The following is a 17,893-nucleotide window of genomic DNA, read 5'->3' as shown; positions in this document are numbered from 1 at the left end:
GCGGACGTCGGCAGCAGTTTCGTCCGGGTTCGCGACGGCCGCCTCCCTCATTCTGCGCCAGTGGTCCCGGACCATCTCCGACCGATTGCTTGCCATATGTCCATCTCCCAGTGCTTGAGCCGCGTCGGGTGTTCATTCCATGCCTTCGCGGTGACCCATGTACTCGACGCAAGACTCATGCCGACTTGGACCGGAAAGCCGTGGCGCTGACGGCACTCATCGCCGACCGCAGTGAGCCGGCGGCCGATGCCCGGACCGGTCGCTCAGCCGGCGGCCGTGTAGAGCCGGGCCACTCCCCCTGCCAGGTTCGCCTGGATCTGCCGCTTCCAGCACCACCCCAGCCACGTCCTGCCCGGGACGCCAGTTCGAGGTCCGCGCCTGCAGGTGCGCAAGCTCGCCCCGGTTGACGGAGAACGCCCGCACCGCGACGAGTGCCTCGCGGGCGGCCGGCACCCGGTTGGCCTCGCTCCGCGTGGTGGAGAAAGCCGAGAGAGCCGGCATCACCGTGGCCCCCGACGACCCGCAGCCTCGCGACGCGGGCCTGCTTGATCAATGTCGCGGAAGACCTTCGAGCAGGTCTAGGCGGTCAAAGTGAAGGCGCCGTTCTTCCTGACCGCCGCAGTCGCTCCGGCCACGATCGAGGCGGGGGGCGGGGCGATCATCAATCTCAGTTCATGGATCGTACGCTTGGGCGTTCCGGTGGGGACGCTCTACGGCTCCACGAAGGGGGCCCCGGAGACCCTCACGCGAGCTTGGGCCGCCGAGTTCGGCCGGCACGGCGTGCGCGTGAACGCGATCTCGCCCGGCGTGATCCACGAGCCCATGCCGGGCGTGACGCACCCGGCGAGGTCATGATGAACGGCACTCCAGCAGGGGGCATGGGTAAGCCCCAGGCCATCGCGCATGCCGCGGTCTACCTCGCCAGTGAGGAGGCCGCGTTCGTCCACGGCGTTGTCCTGGACGTGGACGGCGGCCGTACCACGACAGCTGTCGTTGCTTCTCCGGCCGTCCACCGCGCCTGGTCCGGCAGAGCACGGGATTCCCCAGCAGACCCAGGCCGTGGCCCCCATCTTTGACTAGACCCTCGCGACGCACGTCGCGCCAAACGTGCTTGTTTTGTTGTAGTGATTACTACTAAGGTTGTAGCTATGATTCTCGTCACCGGAGCCACTGGGCTGGCTGGATCGGCGATCGTCCGCGAGTTCGCCCGGCAGAACACCCCTGTCCGAGCTCTGTTCAGGAGCCCCGACATGGCCCGGCCCCTGCGCGGATTGACAGGCGTGGAGTTGGTCCAGGGCGACATGCTGCGCGCCGAGTCGCTGACAACGGCCTTGCGCGGCGTGGACCGTGTTCTCATGATCTCTTCCGCCGACAAGCGGATGGCGGAGACCCAGTACGCCTTCATCGACGCCGTCAAGGCGGCCGGCGTCCCCTACATCATGAAGCTGTCCGGGAAGGAGTCCGGGATCGGCTTCGATCCTTTCAAGTTCCAGGGAACCCGTGAACATGTGGAGATCGAACGCCATCTCGAAGCGTCCGGCCTGGCGTGGACGCATCTGCGCCCCTCCCAGTTCATGCACCGCTACCTGCCCGGCGCCCTCACCGGTGTGGACGCCGCCCGTCGGGAACTCCGCCTGCCGATCGGCGACATCCAGTTGTCACCTGTCGATGTCGAGGACATCGCCAAGGTCGCGGTCGCGCTGATGCGTTCCGACGGCCATGAGGGCATGGCCTACGACATGACGGGGCCGGAGGCCCTGACGATGAAGGAAGTCGTCGAGCACATCTCACAGGCCACGGGGACGACCTTCACCTATGTGCCCGTATCCCTGGAGGAGAAGCTGCGCGAGTTCAGGGAGCTGGGTGTGCCCGAAGCGTTCGCGCAGATCATCAAGGACCAACTCGCCGAGCGCAGCCGCCATCCCGAGTCTTACGTACGTACGGAGATCCATGAGGCGTTCGGCGTACGGCCCACGAGCTTCGCCGAGTTCGCCCAGCGCCACGCCAAGGCGTTCCTCCGCCTTTGACCGGGGCTCGCGCGGCCGGCCGATGAGCTTGCAGATCTGCCGTATCTGTACGAGCGAACGCGCACGATCGTTTCCCGCCGACGTGCGGCGGGGACGTCACCGCAGTGGGGGCGGGGTGTCGTACCGGGCTGCCTCGTCCCGGCGTTCCTCAGCTCGATCGCGTCGACGTTCCACCGTGCCAGGAGGCGGAGGCACATCCGTGATGTCCGAAGACGCGTCTTACGAATTGTCAGAGATGGATGGCTGGAGCGGCGGAGCGGAAGACATTCATCGAACCCCTCACGATTCGGCGCCGCGCCCTTGTCGACCTGGTGCAGAACATGCCGGATTCATGTTGGAACATGCAGTCGCGGTGCTCGGAGTGGTCAATACACCAGGTCGTCCGCCATGTGCGCGACGTAGCGAGGATCCACGTGGCCAGGCTGGGTGGAGTCACCTTCCCGTTCAGCACTTCAGGGCCATCGAGCGCCCCCAGGAGCGATTTGCTTACCTCGAACGTGACGCGGCGGACCTGATGCTGGAGCAGCCGTTGAGCCGCGACCGTCTTTATCCGCGCGTGGAAATGGACCATCCCAACGGGCGTGGGATCAACCTCACCGTCGATGTGGACGACGTGGACCAGATCCACGCCACGCTGCTTGCTGTCGGCCACGAGATGCGGCTGCCGTTGGAAGAGCGCTGGTACGAGCGCACCGTCGACGCTGTCGGCGTACGCCAATTCGCGGTACAGGACCCGGACGGCTACCTACTGCGCATCTCTCAACACCTGGGGGTGCGTCCCCGGTAGCCACCCACGTCATGCCGCGGCTTCGACCGGGCGTGCAGGGCCCCTCGCACGCCGCTGTCCCGCCCTGATACTGCGAAGGTCTTACTGGTCGTGCGGGAGCGTTCGGAAGGCCAAGTGCTTGCCTGGCTGACCGTCACGCACCCGGACATGTCCGGTTCAAGCCGGCCACTACCTCGACCGCCTGCTGGAGGGCGTCGTCCCCGCGTTGAGCGAGTGCCGCACTGGCGGAAACGGCCTGTGCCGGGCTGCCGTGCGCCGTCACTTCTCAGCGACATCGCTTTCCAGCGGAAACGATCGCTGTCGCAGGAGACCGGCAGACGACGACACGTGTCACCGACAGAACCAGGTCGGCATGCGGATCGGCGAATGGTCCGCGCTGACCGATGAGTTTGAGGGATCGGCCGTATCTGTACGAGTGACCGCACACGATCGCCCCCTCCGGCGCCGCAGCCGGGATGTCGCCGTGGATGCAGCGAGGTGTCGTTCTGGACGACCTCTGCTCGACTCGACAGGGTTCAGCGGCAGCACATCGGCGCAGGCCCCTGCCAGGCGACGACAGGGCAAAAAGGAAAGGAACCGAACATGGTCATTCCGGATTTCACAACCCGACCATCCCACTCGAAGGTCCAGCAGGGAGGGCGGCTCTGGCTGATGCTGGCCGTGCTGTTGCTCGGTCAGTTCATGGGGCTGCTTGACGTCACCATCGTCAATGTGGCGGTGCCGACCATCGGGGCGGATCTGCATGCCTCCGGAGCGTCCCTGCAGCTGGTGGTCGGCGGGTACACGGTCGCCTACGCGATGTTGCTGATCACCGGTGCGAGGCTCGGTGACCTCTATGGCCGGCGGCGGATGTACTTGCTCGGGGCCGTCGTCTTCACCTGCACCTCACTGGTATGCGGCATCGCACCGAACAGCGCGACGCTGATCATCGCCCGTTTCGCGCAGGGCGCGGGCGCGGCGGTGATGGTGCCGCAGATCATGAGTGTCATCCAGATGCGGTTCGAAGGTCCGGCACGCGCGAAGGCGCTGTCGGCCTATGGGCTCGTGTTGTCGATCGGCTCCCTGGCGGGTCTGATTCTGGGCGGCGTGCTGGTCAGCACGAACCTGCTGGACGCCTCGTGGCGGTCGGTCTTCCTGGTCAACGTCCCCCTCGGCATCATTCTGGTGACGCTGATCCCCCGCTTGGTGCCGGCCGATGAGCCCCGTGGTACCCGCCGGCTTGACTTCGCCGGGCTGGTCATCGCGGTCCCGGCGGTGGTCCTGGTCGTGCTGCCGCTGGTGCTCGGGCACGAAGCCGGCTGGCCGGCCTGGACATTCGTATGCATCGCCACGGGGATCGTGCTGGCCGGGGTCTTCGTCCTGGTCGAACGGAGCATCGCGGCCCGCGGGGGCGACCCGTTGCTGAACCTGGCGGTCCTGCGGGCCCCGGGACTGATATCAGGGCTTGGCACCCTGACCTGCATGCAGGTCACCTACGGCGGCTTCATGTTCACCCTCGCGCTGCACCTGCAACAGGGACTGGCCGACAGCGCGCTGCGTGCCGGTCTGACTTTCGTCCCGGTCGCGGCGGTGTTCGGGCTGGTCGGCTTCTCCTGGCGGGCGCTGCCCGAACGCATCCACCACCTCCTGTCGCCAGCCGGGATGGCGATCTCCGTCCTGGGCTACATCGGCATCGCCCTCGGATTCCATGACGGTACTCAAGACAGCCCGCTCCTGTGGACGGCTCTCGTCGTCGGCGGAGTGGGGATGGGCATGACCCTCAGTCCGCTGCTCACTCAGGCGCTGGTTCACGTGCCGTCCACCAAGGCGGCAGACGCCAGCGGGGTGCTGACCACCACGATGCAACTCGGGCAGCTCATAGGCGTCGCCGCGTTCGGGACCGTCTACCTTTCCCTGGCCACGCCACTGCCTGCGCTTCCACTGGCGCGGGCGCTCTCATCGGCGCACGCGATGTCAACGTCGGCGGAATGGATGGCGCTACTGAGCCTCGCGGGCGTCCTTTGCGGGATCGTCCTGGCACGCACCGTGCGCCGGGCCGAGCGGCTCGATGCCACCGGATGAGCACCATGCGCCGATGAAGGCGCACCCAGCAGGTCGGAAATCCATCTCACGCACATGGGAAACGTAATGAGCAATGTGACCATAGTCCAGTACGAGACCCGTCCTGAATCTGCCGATGAGAATCAGCGCCTGGTCGAGACCGTCATCTCCGAGCTCGCTGGCAATGATCCCGGCGGATTGCGCTACGCCGCGTTCCGACTCGACGACGGTGTGACGTTCGTTCATATCGCGATCACCGAGGATGAACGCGATCCGCTGTCGAACTCCGCCGCGTTCAAGGCGTTTCAGCAAGGAATCGGTGAGCGCCAGATTCCCGGCACGCGCACGCGAAACACCGCGACTCTCGTGGGATCGTACCGCTTTTGGAGCCAGGCCGCTCCTGACGCGAAGAATGAGGAATAAAATGGAAAGCACTGTTCTGCCTGAACCGATTTTCGCTCGTACGGTCGGCGGTGCCGGTGGTGGCCTGGTGCTCTTCCATGGCGCAAACGGAAGTATTGAGCGCCATTTCGGATCGATTCTTGACGGGCTCGCGACGAATCACACCGTCGTCGGAGTCGACCTCCCGGGGTCCGGTGCGACAGTTCGGTCCAGCACCCCGCTCGACATCGACGAACTCGCGGACCAGATGGTCGCCGCCGCCGACGCCGAGGGGTTGGACACCTTCGCGATCGCCGGCATCTCCATGGGAGGACCGATTGCCATCCGTGCTGCCGTACGGCACCCTGAGCGCGTCACAGCTCTCGTGCTCACCGCCACCTTCGCTCGGCCCGATACCAGATTGCGTCTTTGGAACTCGATCTGGCGCCAGCTGTACGAGTCTGGAAATCGTGAACTTCTCGCGCAATTCGGCACCCTCATGGCCTTCAGCGCTCAGACTCTGAACACCTTGCCAGCCGAAAGACTGGAGGTCACGCTTGCGCGGATAGCCAGCACCTTCCCACCGGGTACGGTAGAACAGGCCGACTTTTTGGAGCGGGTCGATGTCAGTGAGGACCTGGCGCAGATCAAAGTACCAACGCTTGTGATCATCACGGCAGGCGACTGCCTCGTTCATCCCAGCACGCAACGAAACCTCGTTGAGAACATCCCGGGTGCGAAGGCAGTCGAGATCGACACCGGCCATGCGCCATTCGGTGAACGCCCGCAAGAGTGGCTGAATATCATCACGACATTTCTTCGGAAGGGGGACGCGGAATGATGATGGACGTGGGCCATACGCACCCGAGCCGCTCGTCCGCAGGTTAGTCTGCTCAGCGATCGAGCGTTCGCCCACCGATTCGGGCGCGGTCGTTCGCCCCCGACCTCGCCGCCCACGACCTGTCCGGCCGGTCGCTCTACGCCCTGCTGGAGACCCGCCACGGGGTGGTGCTGGACGCGGGCGAGCTGACCATCGACGGCGGCATCGCCGACCCGGGGGGACGCCGGCCTTCTCAAACTGCCCCCGGGGCGGCGCCGTGCTGCTCCTGCAGCGCCGGTCGTTCTCGGGCGGCGTCTGCGTCGAGCTCGGGGTCTCGACCTACTGCGCCGACCGGTACCAGCTCCGCACGGTGCTGGAGATACCGAAGTCCTCCCTTTCCGCCCGTAAGCGTTCTCGTCGTCGAAATCCGATGCCGTACTACTCAATCCGGGGGCCCTGGATAGGGATGCGGGCGTTGGTTCTGCGCCAACGTCGGGAGCCTGGTGGCTTTACGGCAGATTTGAGAAACCGATGACTTGCCCGTGAGACTAAGGATCTTGTGATGCTGAGCGACAAACCGACCCTTAATGGAGAGCGTGTGGTTCTACAGCCCGTCGCCCCTGAGCATGTCGACGGCTTGTGGGAGCTGGTGCGCGACCCAGAGACCCGGCGACTGACCGGTTCCCAGGGGGAGGGAGAGTTCACCTACGAAGCCGCCGCCGCGTGGTACGCCACCCGCGCCGCCCACGACGACCGGCTCGACCTCGCCATCTGTGACGCGGCCAGTGGTGCGTACGTCGGCGAGGTCGTGCTCAACGAGCTTGACGCCGCCAATCTGGCCTGCAACCTGCGGATCGCCCTGGTCGGCTCGCGCGTGTACGGCAAGGGGTACGGCACCGAGGCGCTGCGACTCGTGCTGGCCCACGCGTTCGAGACGGTGGGGCTGCACCGGGTCGGCCTGGAGGTGTACGCGTTCAACACCCGGGCCCTCCACGTCTACGAGAAGATCGGTTTCGTCCGCGAGGGGATCCGACGGGATGCGCTCCTGTGGGACGGCCACTGGCACGACGCCATCGCCATGTCGGTACTCGCCCCCGACTGGCACGCTCACCACGACGGGCCGCCCCGGCCGTACATGACAAGTAGCCGGTGACGCACGTGACTTGCGTTTGACGTGCTTGCCGAACTCCGGCCGGAAGACGCCTCCGTCACATCCCGCCGCCCCGGCGCCGTGATCGGAAGTCACGGCGGTTCACGCGCGCTCCTCCGCCGGTTCCGGGACCGCGTCCGGCCGCCTGCGGGTGAGGCCGAACCACGCGAGCACGGCGCCCGCCGCCGTGGCCGCAGCCGTGGTGGCGAACGCCCAGCAGACGCCGGCGGCCCCCGGCTCCGGACCGAGCACCAGGACCAGCACCGCGACGCCGAGCGCGCGGCCATGTACTGCGAGGTCGTCATCATGGCGCTGCCGACCCCCTGGTTGCGGTCCTCGACGTTGGCCGTACCGGCGATGAACATCGCCACGTAGGTGACGCCGTGGCCGAAGCCGGTGAGCAGCAGACCGGGCAGCAGGTTCACGACGTAGTCGTCCCCGCCGGCCTGGGTCGCCAGCAGCAGCCCGCGGCGGCGGCGAAGACCAGGGCCAGCGTGCGGCGCACGCCGAGCGCAGCGACGATCCGCGCGGAGACGGAGTTGGCGACGGCGACGGCGACGGCGACGGCGACGGCCATCGGCAGGAACGCCAGACCGGCCGCGATGGGCCCGTAGCCGCGCAGTTGCTGCATGAGCAGCGTCACGACGAAGAACTGGTTGCCCACGCTGGCCATGTAGAAGGCCGTCGAACCGCAGCCAACGATCAGGGACCTGGTCCGTCGCAGCAGGGATCGCGCTGGTGAGGTTCAGCGTGGTGTGCCTGCGCACGGCCTCGGCGGCCCTGGGGATCACCCGGGACGCGGTCACCGCGCACACGGCGGCCAGCGGGAAGTTGACGAGGAACACCCCGCGCCAGGAGACCGTGGTGAGCAGGCCCCCGAGGATCACGCCGGCCGCTGGGCCGGAGGCGCCGACCGCTCCCCACACCGACAGAGCCCTGTTGCGCGCCGAGCCTGTGGCGAAGGAGATGTTGATCAGGCTGATTACGGCGGGTTACAGGAGCGCGGCGGGGACGCCCCGGGCGGCGCGGGCCATCAGCCGCGTGGACGTGCCGGGCGCGAGCCCTCCGGCGAGGGAGGCGGCCCCGAACAGGAACATCGCGGTGATGAACAGGGTGCGGGGGCGGAAACGGTCCGACGCCCGGCCGCCGACGATGAGGAACCCGGCGAAGAAGACCGCGTAGCTGCTGACCACCCACTGCACGGAGCTCTCGGTCAAGGAGAGTTCTTGGCCGATGCTCGGCGCGCGATGTAGACGATGGAGTAGTCCACAGCGATGAGGAACTGCGCGACGGCCAGGACCGCGAGTGGGGCGCCGGCCGAATGGAGTCGCGCGGAGGATTCGACGCCCGATCGGGCCATGGGAATCACCTTCGGCGTGAAGCCTGGTTGTGGCGCGTAAGGTCGTGCCACAACCGTCATGGGCTCCCGCTGCTGGTGCATTCAGATCTTCTCGGTGGTCTCGGCGGCGACCCCCAGAGCGGCCAGGACGGGGGCGGGCGTCCGTTCCGAGAACCGTTGCTGGAAGTCCAGAACGCCTACCCAGGTCGGCCGCAGAGCGATGCGCACCATGCGCAGTCCGGGCTGGTCTATCGCCTCGATGTAGGCGGAGCCGGCTGCCTCGCCCATCATCGTGCGTTGCATCGTCGCGTACTCGGGGAGAACGCCCTCGACTTCGGCCAGCGTGACCTGCCCTCGGAGCATGAGTACCTCCGGAGGAGCGTCGGTGGTGTCGATGCAGACGGCGACGTCGGGGCGTGCGCGCAGGTCCCGGATCTTGTAGGTGCCGGCGAACGCCGCTATGACCAGTTCGCCGCCCCTCCACAGGAAGTTGACCGGGATCAGCCGCGGCGTGCCGTCCTTGCCGGTGTAGGCCAGGCGTGCCACCGGGACCGTGGTGAGGAGCCGCTGCGCCGTAGGGGTGCCCAGCAGTCGCAGGTCACCCTGCGGCAGGTTCGTCGTCTCGCTGTCGAGGATGCTCATACCTGCCGACCCTAAGGAAGCAACTCCTAAAAAACAAGTTAAACTCCTTTAGGTTAACCTGCCGATATCGTGGAGCCATGAACGCCAGGCGTAGCTACGGTGATGCGTGCGGTGTGGCCCGGGGGCTGGATGCCATAGGCGAACGATGGGCGCTCCTGGTGGTCCGCGACCTGCTGCTCGGGCCCAAGCGCTTCAACGACCTGCTGAGCGGCCTGCCCGGCGTGAGCCCGAACGTGCTGAGCCAGCGACTGCGTGAGCTGGCCGAGGAGGGCGTCGTCGAGCGCCGCGACCTCGGCGCTCCGGCACGGGTCCACGTCTACGAACTCACCGCATGGGGCCGCCGCCTGGAGCCCATCCTGCTCCAACTCGGACAATGGGGAAACGACGCGCCCTCTCCGCCTCAGGGCGAACTCGGCCTGGACTCACTTCTGCTCAGCGTCAAAGCGGGCTTCGACCCCAGCCGAGCCGCCGAACTGCGCGGTGTCTACGAGTTCCACGTCGACGGGGAGACCTACGTCGCCGAAGTCAGCGCGGATTCCGTACGGATCGACCGGCGTCGGGCGGCCGAGCCCCCCGATGCCACGATCAGTACGGACCTGGACACCCTCCGCGCCCTGTGCGCCCATCAGGTGACCATCGCCGACGCCGCCCGCACCGGCAGCGCGTGCCTGGACGGCCACGAAGACGCCCGGCAGCGCCTCGTCGACCTCCTCCTCGCACCGTTCTCCGGCAGCGATGGCTAGTGCTGTGACCGCATAGGTCTGCCATCGCCCGCCGATATCGCACCCTGGCGTTCACCCGGCCTCACAGGGTCAGGCGCGCTTCCCGGCCGGCTGGTGGCGTTTCCTCCATCGGGCCATCAGGATTCCGCATTTCGACGGCCACCGCTCCGCCGGCGCTGCGGAGCGTGAAGACATGCACATCGAGCTCCGTACTCCGAAGCAGCTGCTTCGGCTCGCGTGGCCGATGAGTTCATGGGGGGCGGCGGCCGCAAAGCTCCGCCGCGGTGTGGTGGCGAACCAACGAGGCGGATGGAACCCACGCATGGTCGTGCCGCCGTACGGTCTCCTCCTGCCCTTGCGCTCGTCGTCGCCGCCTCGGCCAACCGTCGCAGCCTCCACGCCGGTTTGGACGAACAAGCTGGTTGTTTTTTCCAACCAGATCATTGTATTGTCCAACTGTGTTGATCGGCGAGAGAACGCCGGCGCGCCGGCGTCTGGTTGCCGACACCCTCTAGCCATGTACGAACAGGAGACAGACATGCCGCAGTTTTTGATCGAAGCCCCCATCGGAATCGGTGATCAGGCCAAGCGGAAGATGATGGCGGAGATCACCGAGGCCATCGACACCGCTTACCAGCACCTTGCCGACGTCCGGGTCTGGCTTCGGGAGTACTCGCCGGACAACGTCGCCCAGAACGGGCGTGTCAACGACGGGCCCATCAAGCCGCTCTGCTTCCTCGAAGCCCCGGAACTCGACGACCTCCATGTCAAGAGGACCATGACGAGGAAGATCCTCGGTGCGATCGCGGAGGGCTACCAGGGCATCGCCGACACCGACGAGACGCTGCTGCTGATGAACCACTACCCCCTTGAGAACGCGGGCTGGTCCGGCGCCCTTCAGTCGGACAATCCCGAGATCGTCAAGGCAGTGGCGGCGCTGAACCACTAGGCACATACGCCGGAATGGGGCGTGCCGGATCCACCGGCACGCCCCGCGTGGTCACGGGCCCCGTCATCCCACAGAGCCCGGGTAAGTCCCCGTCGATCGAAGGAGAGCCGAGATGCAGAAGATCAGCGTGATCCGCTACGAAACGAAACCCGAAGCCGCCGAGGAGAACCAGCAGCTCATCGAGCGTGTCTACGCGGAACTCAACGAGAAGGACCCCGGCGGTATCCGATACCTCACTGTCAGCCTGCCCGACGGGGTGGGCTTCGTCCACCTCCTCCTGTCCGAGACCGAGGACGACGTCCTCGGCGAACTCCCGTCGTTTCAGAAGTTCGCGCAGAGCGCGACCGAGCGCATGGTCGCACCGCCGGAGGTGAACCACGGCTCCGTCGTCGGGTCCTACAGATTTCCTGGGGCCTGATATCGGCGGTGCGGCACCGCCTGCGACAGGAGTCACCGACCGGTCTGGCCGTCTCCGGGCGTCTCGGCCCAAAATTTCCGAGGCATGACACAGGCGGCCATCGTCCGCGATCGGGCGAGAAGGCGGCCAGGTGAGCGTGAACGTCCGGGAGACGGGCGAGGACTGACGATGGGTGACGTGGTCACGACGGCGGCCGCAGGAGTGTTCCGGGACGAACGGGCGGCCGTCCTGTCCACCTTGATCAGGTACGTCGGTGACTTCCAGCTGGCCGAGGACGCCGTTCAGGACGCGTTCGAGGCCGCGCTCGCGACCTGGCGGCGTGACGGGGTTCCCGACAATCCGGCGGCGTGGATCACGGTCGCGGCCCGGCGGCGCGCGATCGACCGGCTGCGCCGTGAACAGTCGATCTCCGATCGCGCCGAGCGGCTGGCCGCGCTGCTGCGCCTGAACGAACACGAGCATCCGCCGGCGGCCGAGGCGAGTACGATCGCCGACGACCGGCTGCGGCTGATCTTCACCTGCTGTCATCCGGCGCTGGACCTCCCGGCGCGGGTCGCGCTGACGTTGCGCACGCTCGGCGGCCTGACCACCGGCGAGATCGCACGAGCGTTCGTCGTCGCGGAACCCACCATGGGCAAGCGCATCGTCCGGGCCAAGCACAAGATCGCCAATGCGGGCATCCCGTACCGCGTGCCCCCGGACGAGGACCTCCCCGGTCGCGTACGGGGTGTGCTCCGCGTGGTGTATCTGATCTTCAACGAGGGGTACTCCGCCGGCGAGGGCGACCGTCTGGTGCGGGCGGAGCTGTGCGCCGAGGCGATCCGTCTGGGACGCCTGGTGTGCGAGCTGATGCCCGGCGATGCCGAGGCGTGGGGATTGCTGGCGTTGATGCTGCTGCAGGACTCCCGTCGCGCCGCCCGGGTCGACGAAAGAGGGAATTACGTTCCGCTGGAGGCCCAGGAGCGATCCCAGTGGGACGAGGAGCGGATCGGTGAAGGTCTGCGTGCGCTGGAGCGCGCGGTGCGTTCCGGCGGCCCCGGCCCGTACCAACTCCAGGCGGCGATCGCCGCTCTGCACATGCGGGTGGCGGACGACGACCCCCTGGCCTGGGCGCGGATCGCGGAACTGTACCAGGCGCTCGGCCGGCTCGATCCTTCACCGGTGGTCGAGGTCAACCGCGCGACCGCGGTCGGGCTCGCCTACGGGGCACAGGCCGGTCTCGAACTGCTCCAGCCGTTGCTGAGCAATCAGGCGCTGGAGCACTACCAGCCGTTGCACGCGGCGCACGCCGAACTGCTCAAGCGCGCCGGCGACCTGACCGGCGCCGGCCGCGCTTATGAGCGGGCGATCGCGCTCTCCGCGAACAGCGTGGAACGCACCGAGCTGGAGCGACGCCTGGACGCGCTGACGGCAAGCTGACGCGCACGAGGACGCAGCGGTCCCCGAAGTGCGCTTCGTGGTCGACGACGGGCTTCCCTCGCCCAGGAGACCGAGCGCCGGACTGTCAATATCGCCGTGCTGAGGTCACGGATCGAGCGCTCGCTCTCTCTCATCTCCTTCAGCACCATCACGCCCCAATCCCGGTGACTTCCCGGCCGCGCGTTGCTGGGGCGATCGCGTGCCGTCACTCGTACAGATACGGCCGGGCATCCGAACTCATCGGTCGGCCGCGTACGATCCATCGCTTCACCTGCGGACAGGGCCTTGGCCCTGCCCAGAGCATGATGGTGTGCCGGCGTAGTGACGCTGGGCAGTGAACCGTCGAGCGGCTCCGCGTGGACGGGTCACGACAACGACCGATGATTTTCGGCCCCGATCGGGGTCTGTACAAAGGGGGAACCCGAGCCATGGAAACGCGCGTGAGGACACTGGGGAGACGGCGATGGAACCTGCGGCAACGATGACGTCTGGCAGCGAAGACTTCGCCCGACTCACCGATCCCTACCGTCACGAACTGCTGGCCTACTGCTACCGCATGCTCGGTTCGGTGCACGACGCCGAGGACCTCGTGCAGGAGACCCTGTTACGCGCCTGGCGCTCATATGCCGGCTTCGAAGGCAGGGCGTCACTGCGTACCTGGTTGTATCGGATCGCGACCAACGCCTGCCTGAGGGCGCTTGAGAACCGCCGCCGCCGTCTGCTGCCCTCGGGCCTGAACAGCCCGGCCGAAGGGGCTGACGCGCCCGTTACCGCGCCGTTGACGGAGGTGGCCTGGTTGGAGCCGTTGCCCGACGCACTGCTCGTCACCACGGCGCCCGACCCCGCCTCGATCGTGGCCTCCCGCGCGGGGACGCGGCTGGCTCTGATCGCCGCCCTGCAGTACCTGCCCGGCAGACAACGCGCCGTGCTGATCCTGCGCGACGTGCTGAGCTGGCAGACACCCGAGGTCGCCAACCTGCTCGACATCTCACACGCCGCCGTCAACAGCCTGCTGCAACGAGCCAGGACACGCCTCGAACAGGCCGCACCCACCGAAGACGAGCTCCTCGAACCAGCCGACCCAGACCAGCGCGCGCTGCTCGACCGGTACGCCACCGCGTTCCAGAACGCCGACATCACCGGGCTCATGGAGCTCCTCGCAGCCGACGCAGTGTACGAAATGCCCCCGATCACCACCTGGTTCCTCGGCAGCGAGGCAATCGCTCGCTTCCTCGCCTCCCGGATCCCCGCCAACCCCGCAGACATCCACGTCATCCCGACCGCCGCCAACGGCCAACCGGCGATCGCCACCTATCGGCGTGACCATGACGGCATCCACCGGGCACACTCGATCCAGGTCTTGACCTTCGCCGCGTCACAGATCACACGGGTGGTCTCATTCCAGGACAGCGCACTGTTCGCGACGTTCGACCTGCCGAGCAGCCTGCCCGACGCCAATGACGACGTTCCATGCCCCTGACCCTGCCCAGGTCACCTTTGCCTGCGTGGTCCGATCATGGCGACAGGAGACTTTTACCCCGACAGAGTAGGGATTGTCGTTAGACACTCGGGGCCGGCTGTGGCTTTGCGCGATGTTCAAGTCGACCAGCAGCGCCGCGACCGGCTTGGAAGTCATCGAGGTGCCCCGGTCGGCGTGCACGTGTGCCTGCAGTCCCACAGCCGGTGGCTGGCGTCAGTGCGGTGGCGTCCCGCGTCACGTGATGACATGCTTGCCGCCGCTGGAACTGCCGCTCGTCGAGCGCGGGGTCTTGGGCGTGGTCGTCTTCTTCTTCGCCGACTTGCTCGTCTTCTTCGCCTTCTTCGGCTTCGAGCTCGAACTGCTGCGATTGCTGCTGCTCGAACTGCCACTGCCGCCGGTGGTGTGCGGGGTGCCGGTGGTCGTCGTCGAGACGGGGGCGTCGACCTGGAGGCCGTCGTACCTCCGTAGCGTGTCGCTCTCGATCACCCCTACGTCCGACGAGCTCACGCGCTGGCCGGTGAGCCGCAAGACGGTTCCCGCGTGGTCAATCCCGGTCGGCTTGCCGCCCGTGCCCTTCGTCCACGCGTCGAACGCGGCGAACTGCGTGCCGTTCTTCGCCTGGTACGGCCCGGCGTAGTCCTGCTTCCACAGGCCGATCAAGCCTTCCGCGTGCCCGCCCTGGACGGCCCCACGGAGCCGGACGCTAGGCGCGACCTGGATGGTGGAGTAGAGGATCGAGTCGCGCTCCGGCACGGTCACCTCCGAGGGTCTGGTCGCGCCCTCGTCGATGATGGTGCGGATGTCCTTGCTGTTGAGCGCCTTGCTCATCAGGTCATCATGGATCGTCTCACTCGTGGTCTCCAGCGTCTCCTTCGCCAGCGTGAAGCTGACGCAGTCGAGGTCGCCCGCCTTCGCCGCCTGGTCGATGCGCTGCAGGGTGTCGCGCTGCGAGGCGTTGGACATCTCGAACGTGACGTCGCGGAGATACGCCCAGTAGCCGCCGCCCTGGGACAGCGGAAGAGGGGTGTTGTCGGTGTCCGCCAGCGGAGCGTGCTGGATGACGTGCAGCTCCGAGTTATAGGACGCGAGCGGCCCGTTGTCGTCGCGTTCCTGTTCGAGCTGCGGGAAGTGGGCGCCGTCGACGACCACGATCCCCACGGACTTGGGGACCTTGACCAGCCGGTCCAGCACGTCCTTTTCCATGAGTCGGTCGGTGTCCGGGAGGCTGAGTTGGGTGGTGGCGAGCGAGCTCCAGTCGTCCGGCGCCTTGCTCGTCACCTTGTCGAGCAGGTCCGTGAAGATCGTGTTGTTGCGGATCTTCTGGAGCGCCTGGTACAGGTAGTCGCTCCGCATGTCGCGCGGGTCCTGCGCGTCGTAGGTCAGCAGGGCGATGTCCGGTCGGGTGGGGGGCGCCGGGGCGGAGCTGGAGCGGCCCCTGCTCGTGCTCGTGGCGGGGCCCTTGATGATGATCGGGTCGGGGCCGCCCATCATGGTCGGGGCGCTCGTCGTCGTGGTGGGCGGGGGCGTCGTTGTCGTACTCCCCGAAGAGGTGGGGGTCGTGCCGCCCTTGGCCGGCGTCAGCCTCCTGATCGCCGGGGGCTTGGCGGGCGTCTTGGTCGTGGTCGAGGTCGAGGTCGGCTTGGTCGTCGGCTTGGTCGTCGGCTTGGTGGGTGTCGCGATCGGCGTGCTCAGCGGCTTGGTGGGTGTCGCGATCGGCGTGCTCAGCGGCTTGGTGGTGGTGGTCGACGACGACGGGTTGAGCCAGGTCATGCTCGCGAACGGGTCCGACATCGTGGGCAGCCGGATTGCCGTGACCGGCGTCGGGGGGACGGTCGGGGTGGGGGGCGCCAGGGTGGCGGGGTTCTGCCTCGGGCGCTTCACCGGCTTTACGGTCGAACTCGACCTGTCGCGCTTGTTGAACGCGTTCTTCTCGCCTTGGAGGGTCATGAGGCCGCCTGCTTCTTCTGCTTTCGGGTGGGCGTCTTGCCACGGGACGCGGGGGTCCTGGTCTTCTTCTTGACCTGCTTCTTGGGCTTCGTGGGCTCGGCGACCAGGGCCTTCCAGTCGTCCGGCGCCTGGTTCGTCACGTTCCCGAGCAGCTCGACGGAGATCGGACTGTCGCGGATCTTGACGAGGACCTGGTACAGGTGATCGCCCGCGAGGTAGTCCGGCCCGGACGTATCGAAGGTCACCAGCGCGATGTCCGGCCGGAGCGCGGGGTGGACGGTGGGCTCCCTTCTGGAGCTTCGCTCATGAGCCCGCCTCTCGTGGCGTCGGCCGCGCCTCACTTCTTGACGCCGGTCTTCCTGCGCTTCGTGGGCGGCTTCTTGGTGGTCTTCGTGGACTTCGTGCTCTTCGGCTTGGTGGACTTCGTAGGGGTGGTCGTCGGCAGGACGAAGTCCTCGTCGTCGGACTGGGCGGCCTCGGGGTCGAAGGTGTCCGGGTTGGCGTAGGTCTCCCGCGTGTGGTCCTGAATCCTGGTGACCTCGTCCTTGGTCACGTTGATGCCGGTGAACTGGTGGACCACCGCCGCGTGGTCGATGGCGGGCGGGTCGCCCGCCATCGCCAGCCACTGCTCGAACTGGGCGAACGACTCCGCGTTCTTGGCCTTGTACTGGGCCGCGTAGTCGCGCTTCCAGGCGTCCACGTAGCCGAGCGCGTGGCCCTTCTTCACATTGCTGGTGAGCCGCGCGGCACGCGAGTCGGAGATGTTGCCGTAGAGCATCTTCGCGGGCTGCGGGCTCGGCAGGACGCTCGTGGTGCTCGCGCCCTCGTCGCGTACGGTGTGGCACGCCTTGTCCTGGAGCGCCTGCGTCATCAGTTGGTCGTGCAGGTCCTCGCTCGCGGCCTCCAGGGTCTCCTTGGCGAGGACGAAGCTCACGCAGTCGAGGTCGCCGTCGGCCGCGGCCTTGTCGATGGCCTGGATGGCGGTTCGCTGGGAGGCGTTGCACAGCTCGAACAGCACACCGTGGAAGTACGTCCAGTAGCCGCCGCCGTTCTTCAACGCGTAGGGGGCGTCCTTGGAGGTCACCTTGTTGTGCTCGATGACGTGCAGGATCGAGTTGTACGCCGCGAGCGGCCCACCGTTGGCCCTGCCCACCTCCAGGTCGTCGAAGCCGACGCCGTCCACGACCACGATGCCCACGGACGGATCGACCTTGGCCATCCGGGTGAGCACGTCGTCGGGCATGGACCGGAACACCACGGACGGGTCGTACTGGGAGGCGACGAGGGCGCCCCAGTCGTCCGGCCCCTGGCTGGTCACCGTCGTGAGCAGGTCGGCGAACAGGTCGTTCTCCCTGAGCTGCTTGAGCGCCTGGTACAGGTAGTCCGACTCGATGTAGTCCCTGGTGTCGGCCGTCGCGGTCAGCAGGGCGACGTCGGGGTGCGTGCCGGGCCCGTGATCGACCTTGTCCGGCGCGTGGATGATGATCGGGTCGGGACCGCCCACGGTCTCGACCGGCTCCTCTTCCTTCTCGATGTCCTTCTCGACCGTCGCGTCCGGCACGACCGCGGTGCGCTTGGACTTCTTGAGCGGCGGCCCCACAGTGGAGATGGGAAAGGACGTCGTGGTCGCCGTCGCGTCCGGATCGTCCTTCTCTTTCTTGACGCTCCGGGCGCGTTTCACCCGCGAGTTGTCGTCCGTCGTCTTCGACACGGCCTGCCTCGGCGGCCGTTTCCTGACATTCTTCTCCTCGCCGGAGGATTCGCTCATGGCA

General features: G+C 67.1%; 21 protein-coding genes and 2 pseudogenes. 14 read left to right on the top strand and 9 right to left on the bottom strand.

Going from position 1 to position 17,893, the window contains the following annotated elements; all coding sequences use genetic code 11:
* The first annotated feature begins 591 nt into the window (after positions 1-591).
* The 9 genes from Mco01_RS32050 to Mco01_RS32010 all read left to right on the top strand — a co-directional run bounded on the left by Mco01_RS32050 (position 592) and on the right by Mco01_RS32010 (position 7,208).
* A complete protein-coding gene (locus tag Mco01_RS32050) occupies positions 592-855 on the top strand; it encodes an SDR family NAD(P)-dependent oxidoreductase (RefSeq protein ID WP_204060587.1) in 264 nt (87 codons plus the stop codon).
* Positions 852-1,076: an SDR family oxidoreductase gene (locus tag Mco01_RS40330; RefSeq protein ID WP_372445000.1), complete on the top strand. Its 225-nt coding sequence runs from the start codon at positions 852-854 to the stop codon at positions 1,074-1,076. The genes Mco01_RS32050 and Mco01_RS40330 overlap by 4 nt, the downstream gene beginning before the upstream one ends.
* A 72-nt stretch (positions 1,077-1,148) precedes the next feature.
* Entirely contained in the window at positions 1,149-2,027 is an 879-nt protein-coding gene (locus tag Mco01_RS32040) for an SDR family oxidoreductase (RefSeq protein ID WP_204060585.1), read from the top strand.
* A 239-nt stretch (positions 2,028-2,266) separates the two neighbouring features.
* On the top strand, positions 2,267-2,542 hold the full coding sequence (locus Mco01_RS40325; protein WP_204060584.1) for a maleylpyruvate isomerase N-terminal domain-containing protein: 276 nt from the start codon (positions 2,267-2,269) through the stop codon (positions 2,540-2,542).
* On the top strand, positions 2,542-2,814 hold the full coding sequence (locus Mco01_RS32030; protein WP_204060583.1) for a VOC family protein: 273 nt from the start codon (positions 2,542-2,544) through the stop codon (positions 2,812-2,814). Before Mco01_RS40325 ends, Mco01_RS32030 begins: the two co-directional genes overlap by 1 nt.
* Before the next feature lie 582 nt (positions 2,815-3,396).
* Positions 3,397-4,875 (top strand): MFS transporter, encoded by a 1,479-nt coding sequence (locus tag Mco01_RS32025; RefSeq protein ID WP_204060582.1) that lies wholly within the window; start codon positions 3,397-3,399, stop codon positions 4,873-4,875.
* Between the two features lie 66 nt (positions 4,876-4,941).
* Positions 4,942-5,277, top strand: coding sequence for an antibiotic biosynthesis monooxygenase (locus Mco01_RS32020; RefSeq protein WP_204060581.1), 336 nt, complete (start codon positions 4,942-4,944; stop codon positions 5,275-5,277).
* Between the two features lies 1 nt (position 5,278).
* Positions 5,279-6,076, top strand: a complete 798-nt coding sequence (locus Mco01_RS32015) for an alpha/beta fold hydrolase (RefSeq protein WP_204060580.1) — start codon at positions 5,279-5,281, stop codon at positions 6,074-6,076.
* A gap of 577 nt (positions 6,077-6,653) precedes the next feature.
* The gene (locus tag Mco01_RS32010) at positions 6,654-7,208 is read left to right on the top strand and encodes a GNAT family N-acetyltransferase (protein WP_307825708.1); all 555 of its coding nucleotides are present in this window, start codon (positions 6,654-6,656) and stop codon (positions 7,206-7,208) included.
* A gap of 99 nt (positions 7,209-7,307) precedes the next feature.
* On the opposite strand, the gene Mco01_RS39385 is transcribed toward Mco01_RS32010, so the two are convergent.
* The 5 genes and pseudogenes from Mco01_RS39385 to Mco01_RS32000 form a co-directional block, all read right to left on the bottom strand.
* The gene (locus Mco01_RS39385; protein ID WP_239104061.1) at positions 7,308-7,469 is read right to left on the bottom strand and encodes a hypothetical protein; all 162 of its coding nucleotides are present in this window, start codon (positions 7,467-7,469) and stop codon (positions 7,308-7,310) included.
* 157 nt (positions 7,470-7,626) lie between these two features.
* Positions 7,627-7,869: a hypothetical protein gene (locus Mco01_RS39380; RefSeq protein ID WP_239104060.1), complete on the bottom strand. Its 243-nt coding sequence runs from the start codon at positions 7,867-7,869 to the stop codon at positions 7,627-7,629.
* Positions 7,870-8,023: 154 nt separating this feature from the next.
* Positions 8,024-8,398 (bottom strand): annotated as a pseudogene (locus Mco01_RS39375) (MFS transporter); the annotation flags it as partial.
* 20 nt (positions 8,399-8,418) lie between these two features.
* Entirely contained in the window at positions 8,419-8,646 is a 228-nt protein-coding gene (locus Mco01_RS39370) for a hypothetical protein (protein ID WP_239104058.1), read from the bottom strand.
* Entirely contained in the window at positions 8,647-9,186 is a 540-nt protein-coding gene (locus Mco01_RS32000) for a pyridoxamine 5'-phosphate oxidase family protein (RefSeq protein ID WP_204060578.1), read from the bottom strand.
* Positions 9,187-9,263: 77 nt separating this feature from the next.
* Here Mco01_RS32000 and Mco01_RS31995 point away from each other — a divergent pair, with 77 nt between their 5' ends.
* From Mco01_RS31995 to Mco01_RS31975, 5 genes are all read left to right on the top strand, one after another.
* On the top strand, positions 9,264-9,929 hold the full coding sequence (locus Mco01_RS31995; protein WP_204060577.1) for a winged helix-turn-helix transcriptional regulator: 666 nt from the start codon (positions 9,264-9,266) through the stop codon (positions 9,927-9,929).
* A gap of 172 nt (positions 9,930-10,101) precedes the next feature.
* Positions 10,102-10,857: a tautomerase family protein gene (locus tag Mco01_RS31990; protein WP_204060576.1), complete on the top strand. Its 756-nt coding sequence runs from the start codon at positions 10,102-10,104 to the stop codon at positions 10,855-10,857.
* 112 nt (positions 10,858-10,969) lie between these two features.
* The gene (locus tag Mco01_RS31985) at positions 10,970-11,275 is read left to right on the top strand and encodes a hypothetical protein (protein ID WP_204060575.1); all 306 of its coding nucleotides are present in this window, start codon (positions 10,970-10,972) and stop codon (positions 11,273-11,275) included.
* Between the two features lie 168 nt (positions 11,276-11,443).
* On the top strand, positions 11,444-12,694 hold the full coding sequence (locus tag Mco01_RS31980; RefSeq protein WP_204060574.1) for an RNA polymerase sigma factor: 1,251 nt from the start codon (positions 11,444-11,446) through the stop codon (positions 12,692-12,694).
* Positions 12,695-13,157: 463 nt separating this feature from the next.
* Entirely contained in the window at positions 13,158-14,174 is a 1,017-nt protein-coding gene (locus Mco01_RS31975) for a sigma-70 family RNA polymerase sigma factor (protein ID WP_204060573.1), read from the top strand.
* 63 nt (positions 14,175-14,237) lie between these two features.
* On the opposite strand, the pseudogene Mco01_RS31970 reads toward Mco01_RS31975, so the two are convergent.
* From Mco01_RS31970 to Mco01_RS31955, 4 genes and pseudogenes are all read right to left on the bottom strand, one after another.
* Positions 14,238-14,363, bottom strand: a pseudogene (locus Mco01_RS31970) (IS3-like element IS1141 family transposase); the annotation flags it as partial.
* 45 nt (positions 14,364-14,408) lie between these two features.
* Positions 14,409-16,121: a hypothetical protein gene (locus Mco01_RS31965; RefSeq protein ID WP_204060572.1), complete on the bottom strand. Its 1,713-nt coding sequence runs from the start codon at positions 16,119-16,121 to the stop codon at positions 14,409-14,411.
* Positions 16,118-16,366, bottom strand: a complete 249-nt coding sequence (locus tag Mco01_RS31960) for a hypothetical protein (RefSeq protein WP_204060571.1) — start codon at positions 16,364-16,366, stop codon at positions 16,118-16,120. Before Mco01_RS31960 ends, Mco01_RS31965 begins: the two co-directional genes overlap by 4 nt.
* A gap of 92 nt (positions 16,367-16,458) precedes the next feature.
* Positions 16,459-17,889, bottom strand: a complete 1,431-nt coding sequence (locus tag Mco01_RS31955) for a hypothetical protein (RefSeq protein WP_204060570.1) — start codon at positions 17,887-17,889, stop codon at positions 16,459-16,461.
* Positions 17,890-17,893 lie beyond the last annotated feature (4 nt).

The organism is Microbispora corallina (assembly GCF_016863035.1).
Taxonomy (GTDB): domain Bacteria; phylum Actinomycetota; class Actinomycetes; order Streptosporangiales; family Streptosporangiaceae; genus Microbispora; species Microbispora corallina.
The sequence above is the reverse complement of the archived record's forward strand: the minus strand, read 5'-3'. Positions and strand labels throughout refer to the sequence as shown.

Coding starts and splice junctions, on each gene's coding strand:
- Mco01_RS40330 (WP_372445000.1), top strand. CDS start 852: ATGATGAACGGCACTCCAGCAGGGGGCATGGGTAAGCCCCAGGCCATC.
- Mco01_RS32040 (WP_204060585.1), top strand. CDS start 1,149: ATGATTCTCGTCACCGGAGCCACTGGGCTGGCTGGATCGGCGATCGTC.
- Mco01_RS40325 (WP_204060584.1), top strand. CDS start 2,267: ATGGCTGGAGCGGCGGAGCGGAAGACATTCATCGAACCCCTCACGATT.
- Mco01_RS32030 (WP_204060583.1), top strand. CDS start 2,542: ATGCTGGAGCAGCCGTTGAGCCGCGACCGTCTTTATCCGCGCGTGGAA.
- Mco01_RS32025 (WP_204060582.1), top strand. CDS start 3,397: ATGGTCATTCCGGATTTCACAACCCGACCATCCCACTCGAAGGTCCAG.
- Mco01_RS32020 (WP_204060581.1), top strand. CDS start 4,942: ATGAGCAATGTGACCATAGTCCAGTACGAGACCCGTCCTGAATCTGCC.
- Mco01_RS32015 (WP_204060580.1), top strand. CDS start 5,279: ATGGAAAGCACTGTTCTGCCTGAACCGATTTTCGCTCGTACGGTCGGC.
- Mco01_RS39370 (WP_239104058.1), bottom strand. CDS start 8,646: ATGCACCAGCAGCGGGAGCCCATGACGGTTGTGGCACGACCTTACGCG.
- Mco01_RS32000 (WP_204060578.1), bottom strand. CDS start 9,186: ATGAGCATCCTCGACAGCGAGACGACGAACCTGCCGCAGGGTGACCTG.
- Mco01_RS31995 (WP_204060577.1), top strand. CDS start 9,264: ATGAACGCCAGGCGTAGCTACGGTGATGCGTGCGGTGTGGCCCGGGGG.
- Mco01_RS31990 (WP_204060576.1), top strand. CDS start 10,102: ATGCACATCGAGCTCCGTACTCCGAAGCAGCTGCTTCGGCTCGCGTGG.
- Mco01_RS31985 (WP_204060575.1), top strand. CDS start 10,970: ATGCAGAAGATCAGCGTGATCCGCTACGAAACGAAACCCGAAGCCGCC.
- Mco01_RS31980 (WP_204060574.1), top strand. CDS start 11,444: ATGGGTGACGTGGTCACGACGGCGGCCGCAGGAGTGTTCCGGGACGAA.
- Mco01_RS31975 (WP_204060573.1), top strand. CDS start 13,158: ATGGAACCTGCGGCAACGATGACGTCTGGCAGCGAAGACTTCGCCCGA.
- Mco01_RS31965 (WP_204060572.1), bottom strand. CDS start 16,121: ATGACCCTCCAAGGCGAGAAGAACGCGTTCAACAAGCGCGACAGGTCG.
- Mco01_RS31955 (WP_204060570.1), bottom strand. CDS start 17,889: ATGAGCGAATCCTCCGGCGAGGAGAAGAATGTCAGGAAACGGCCGCCG.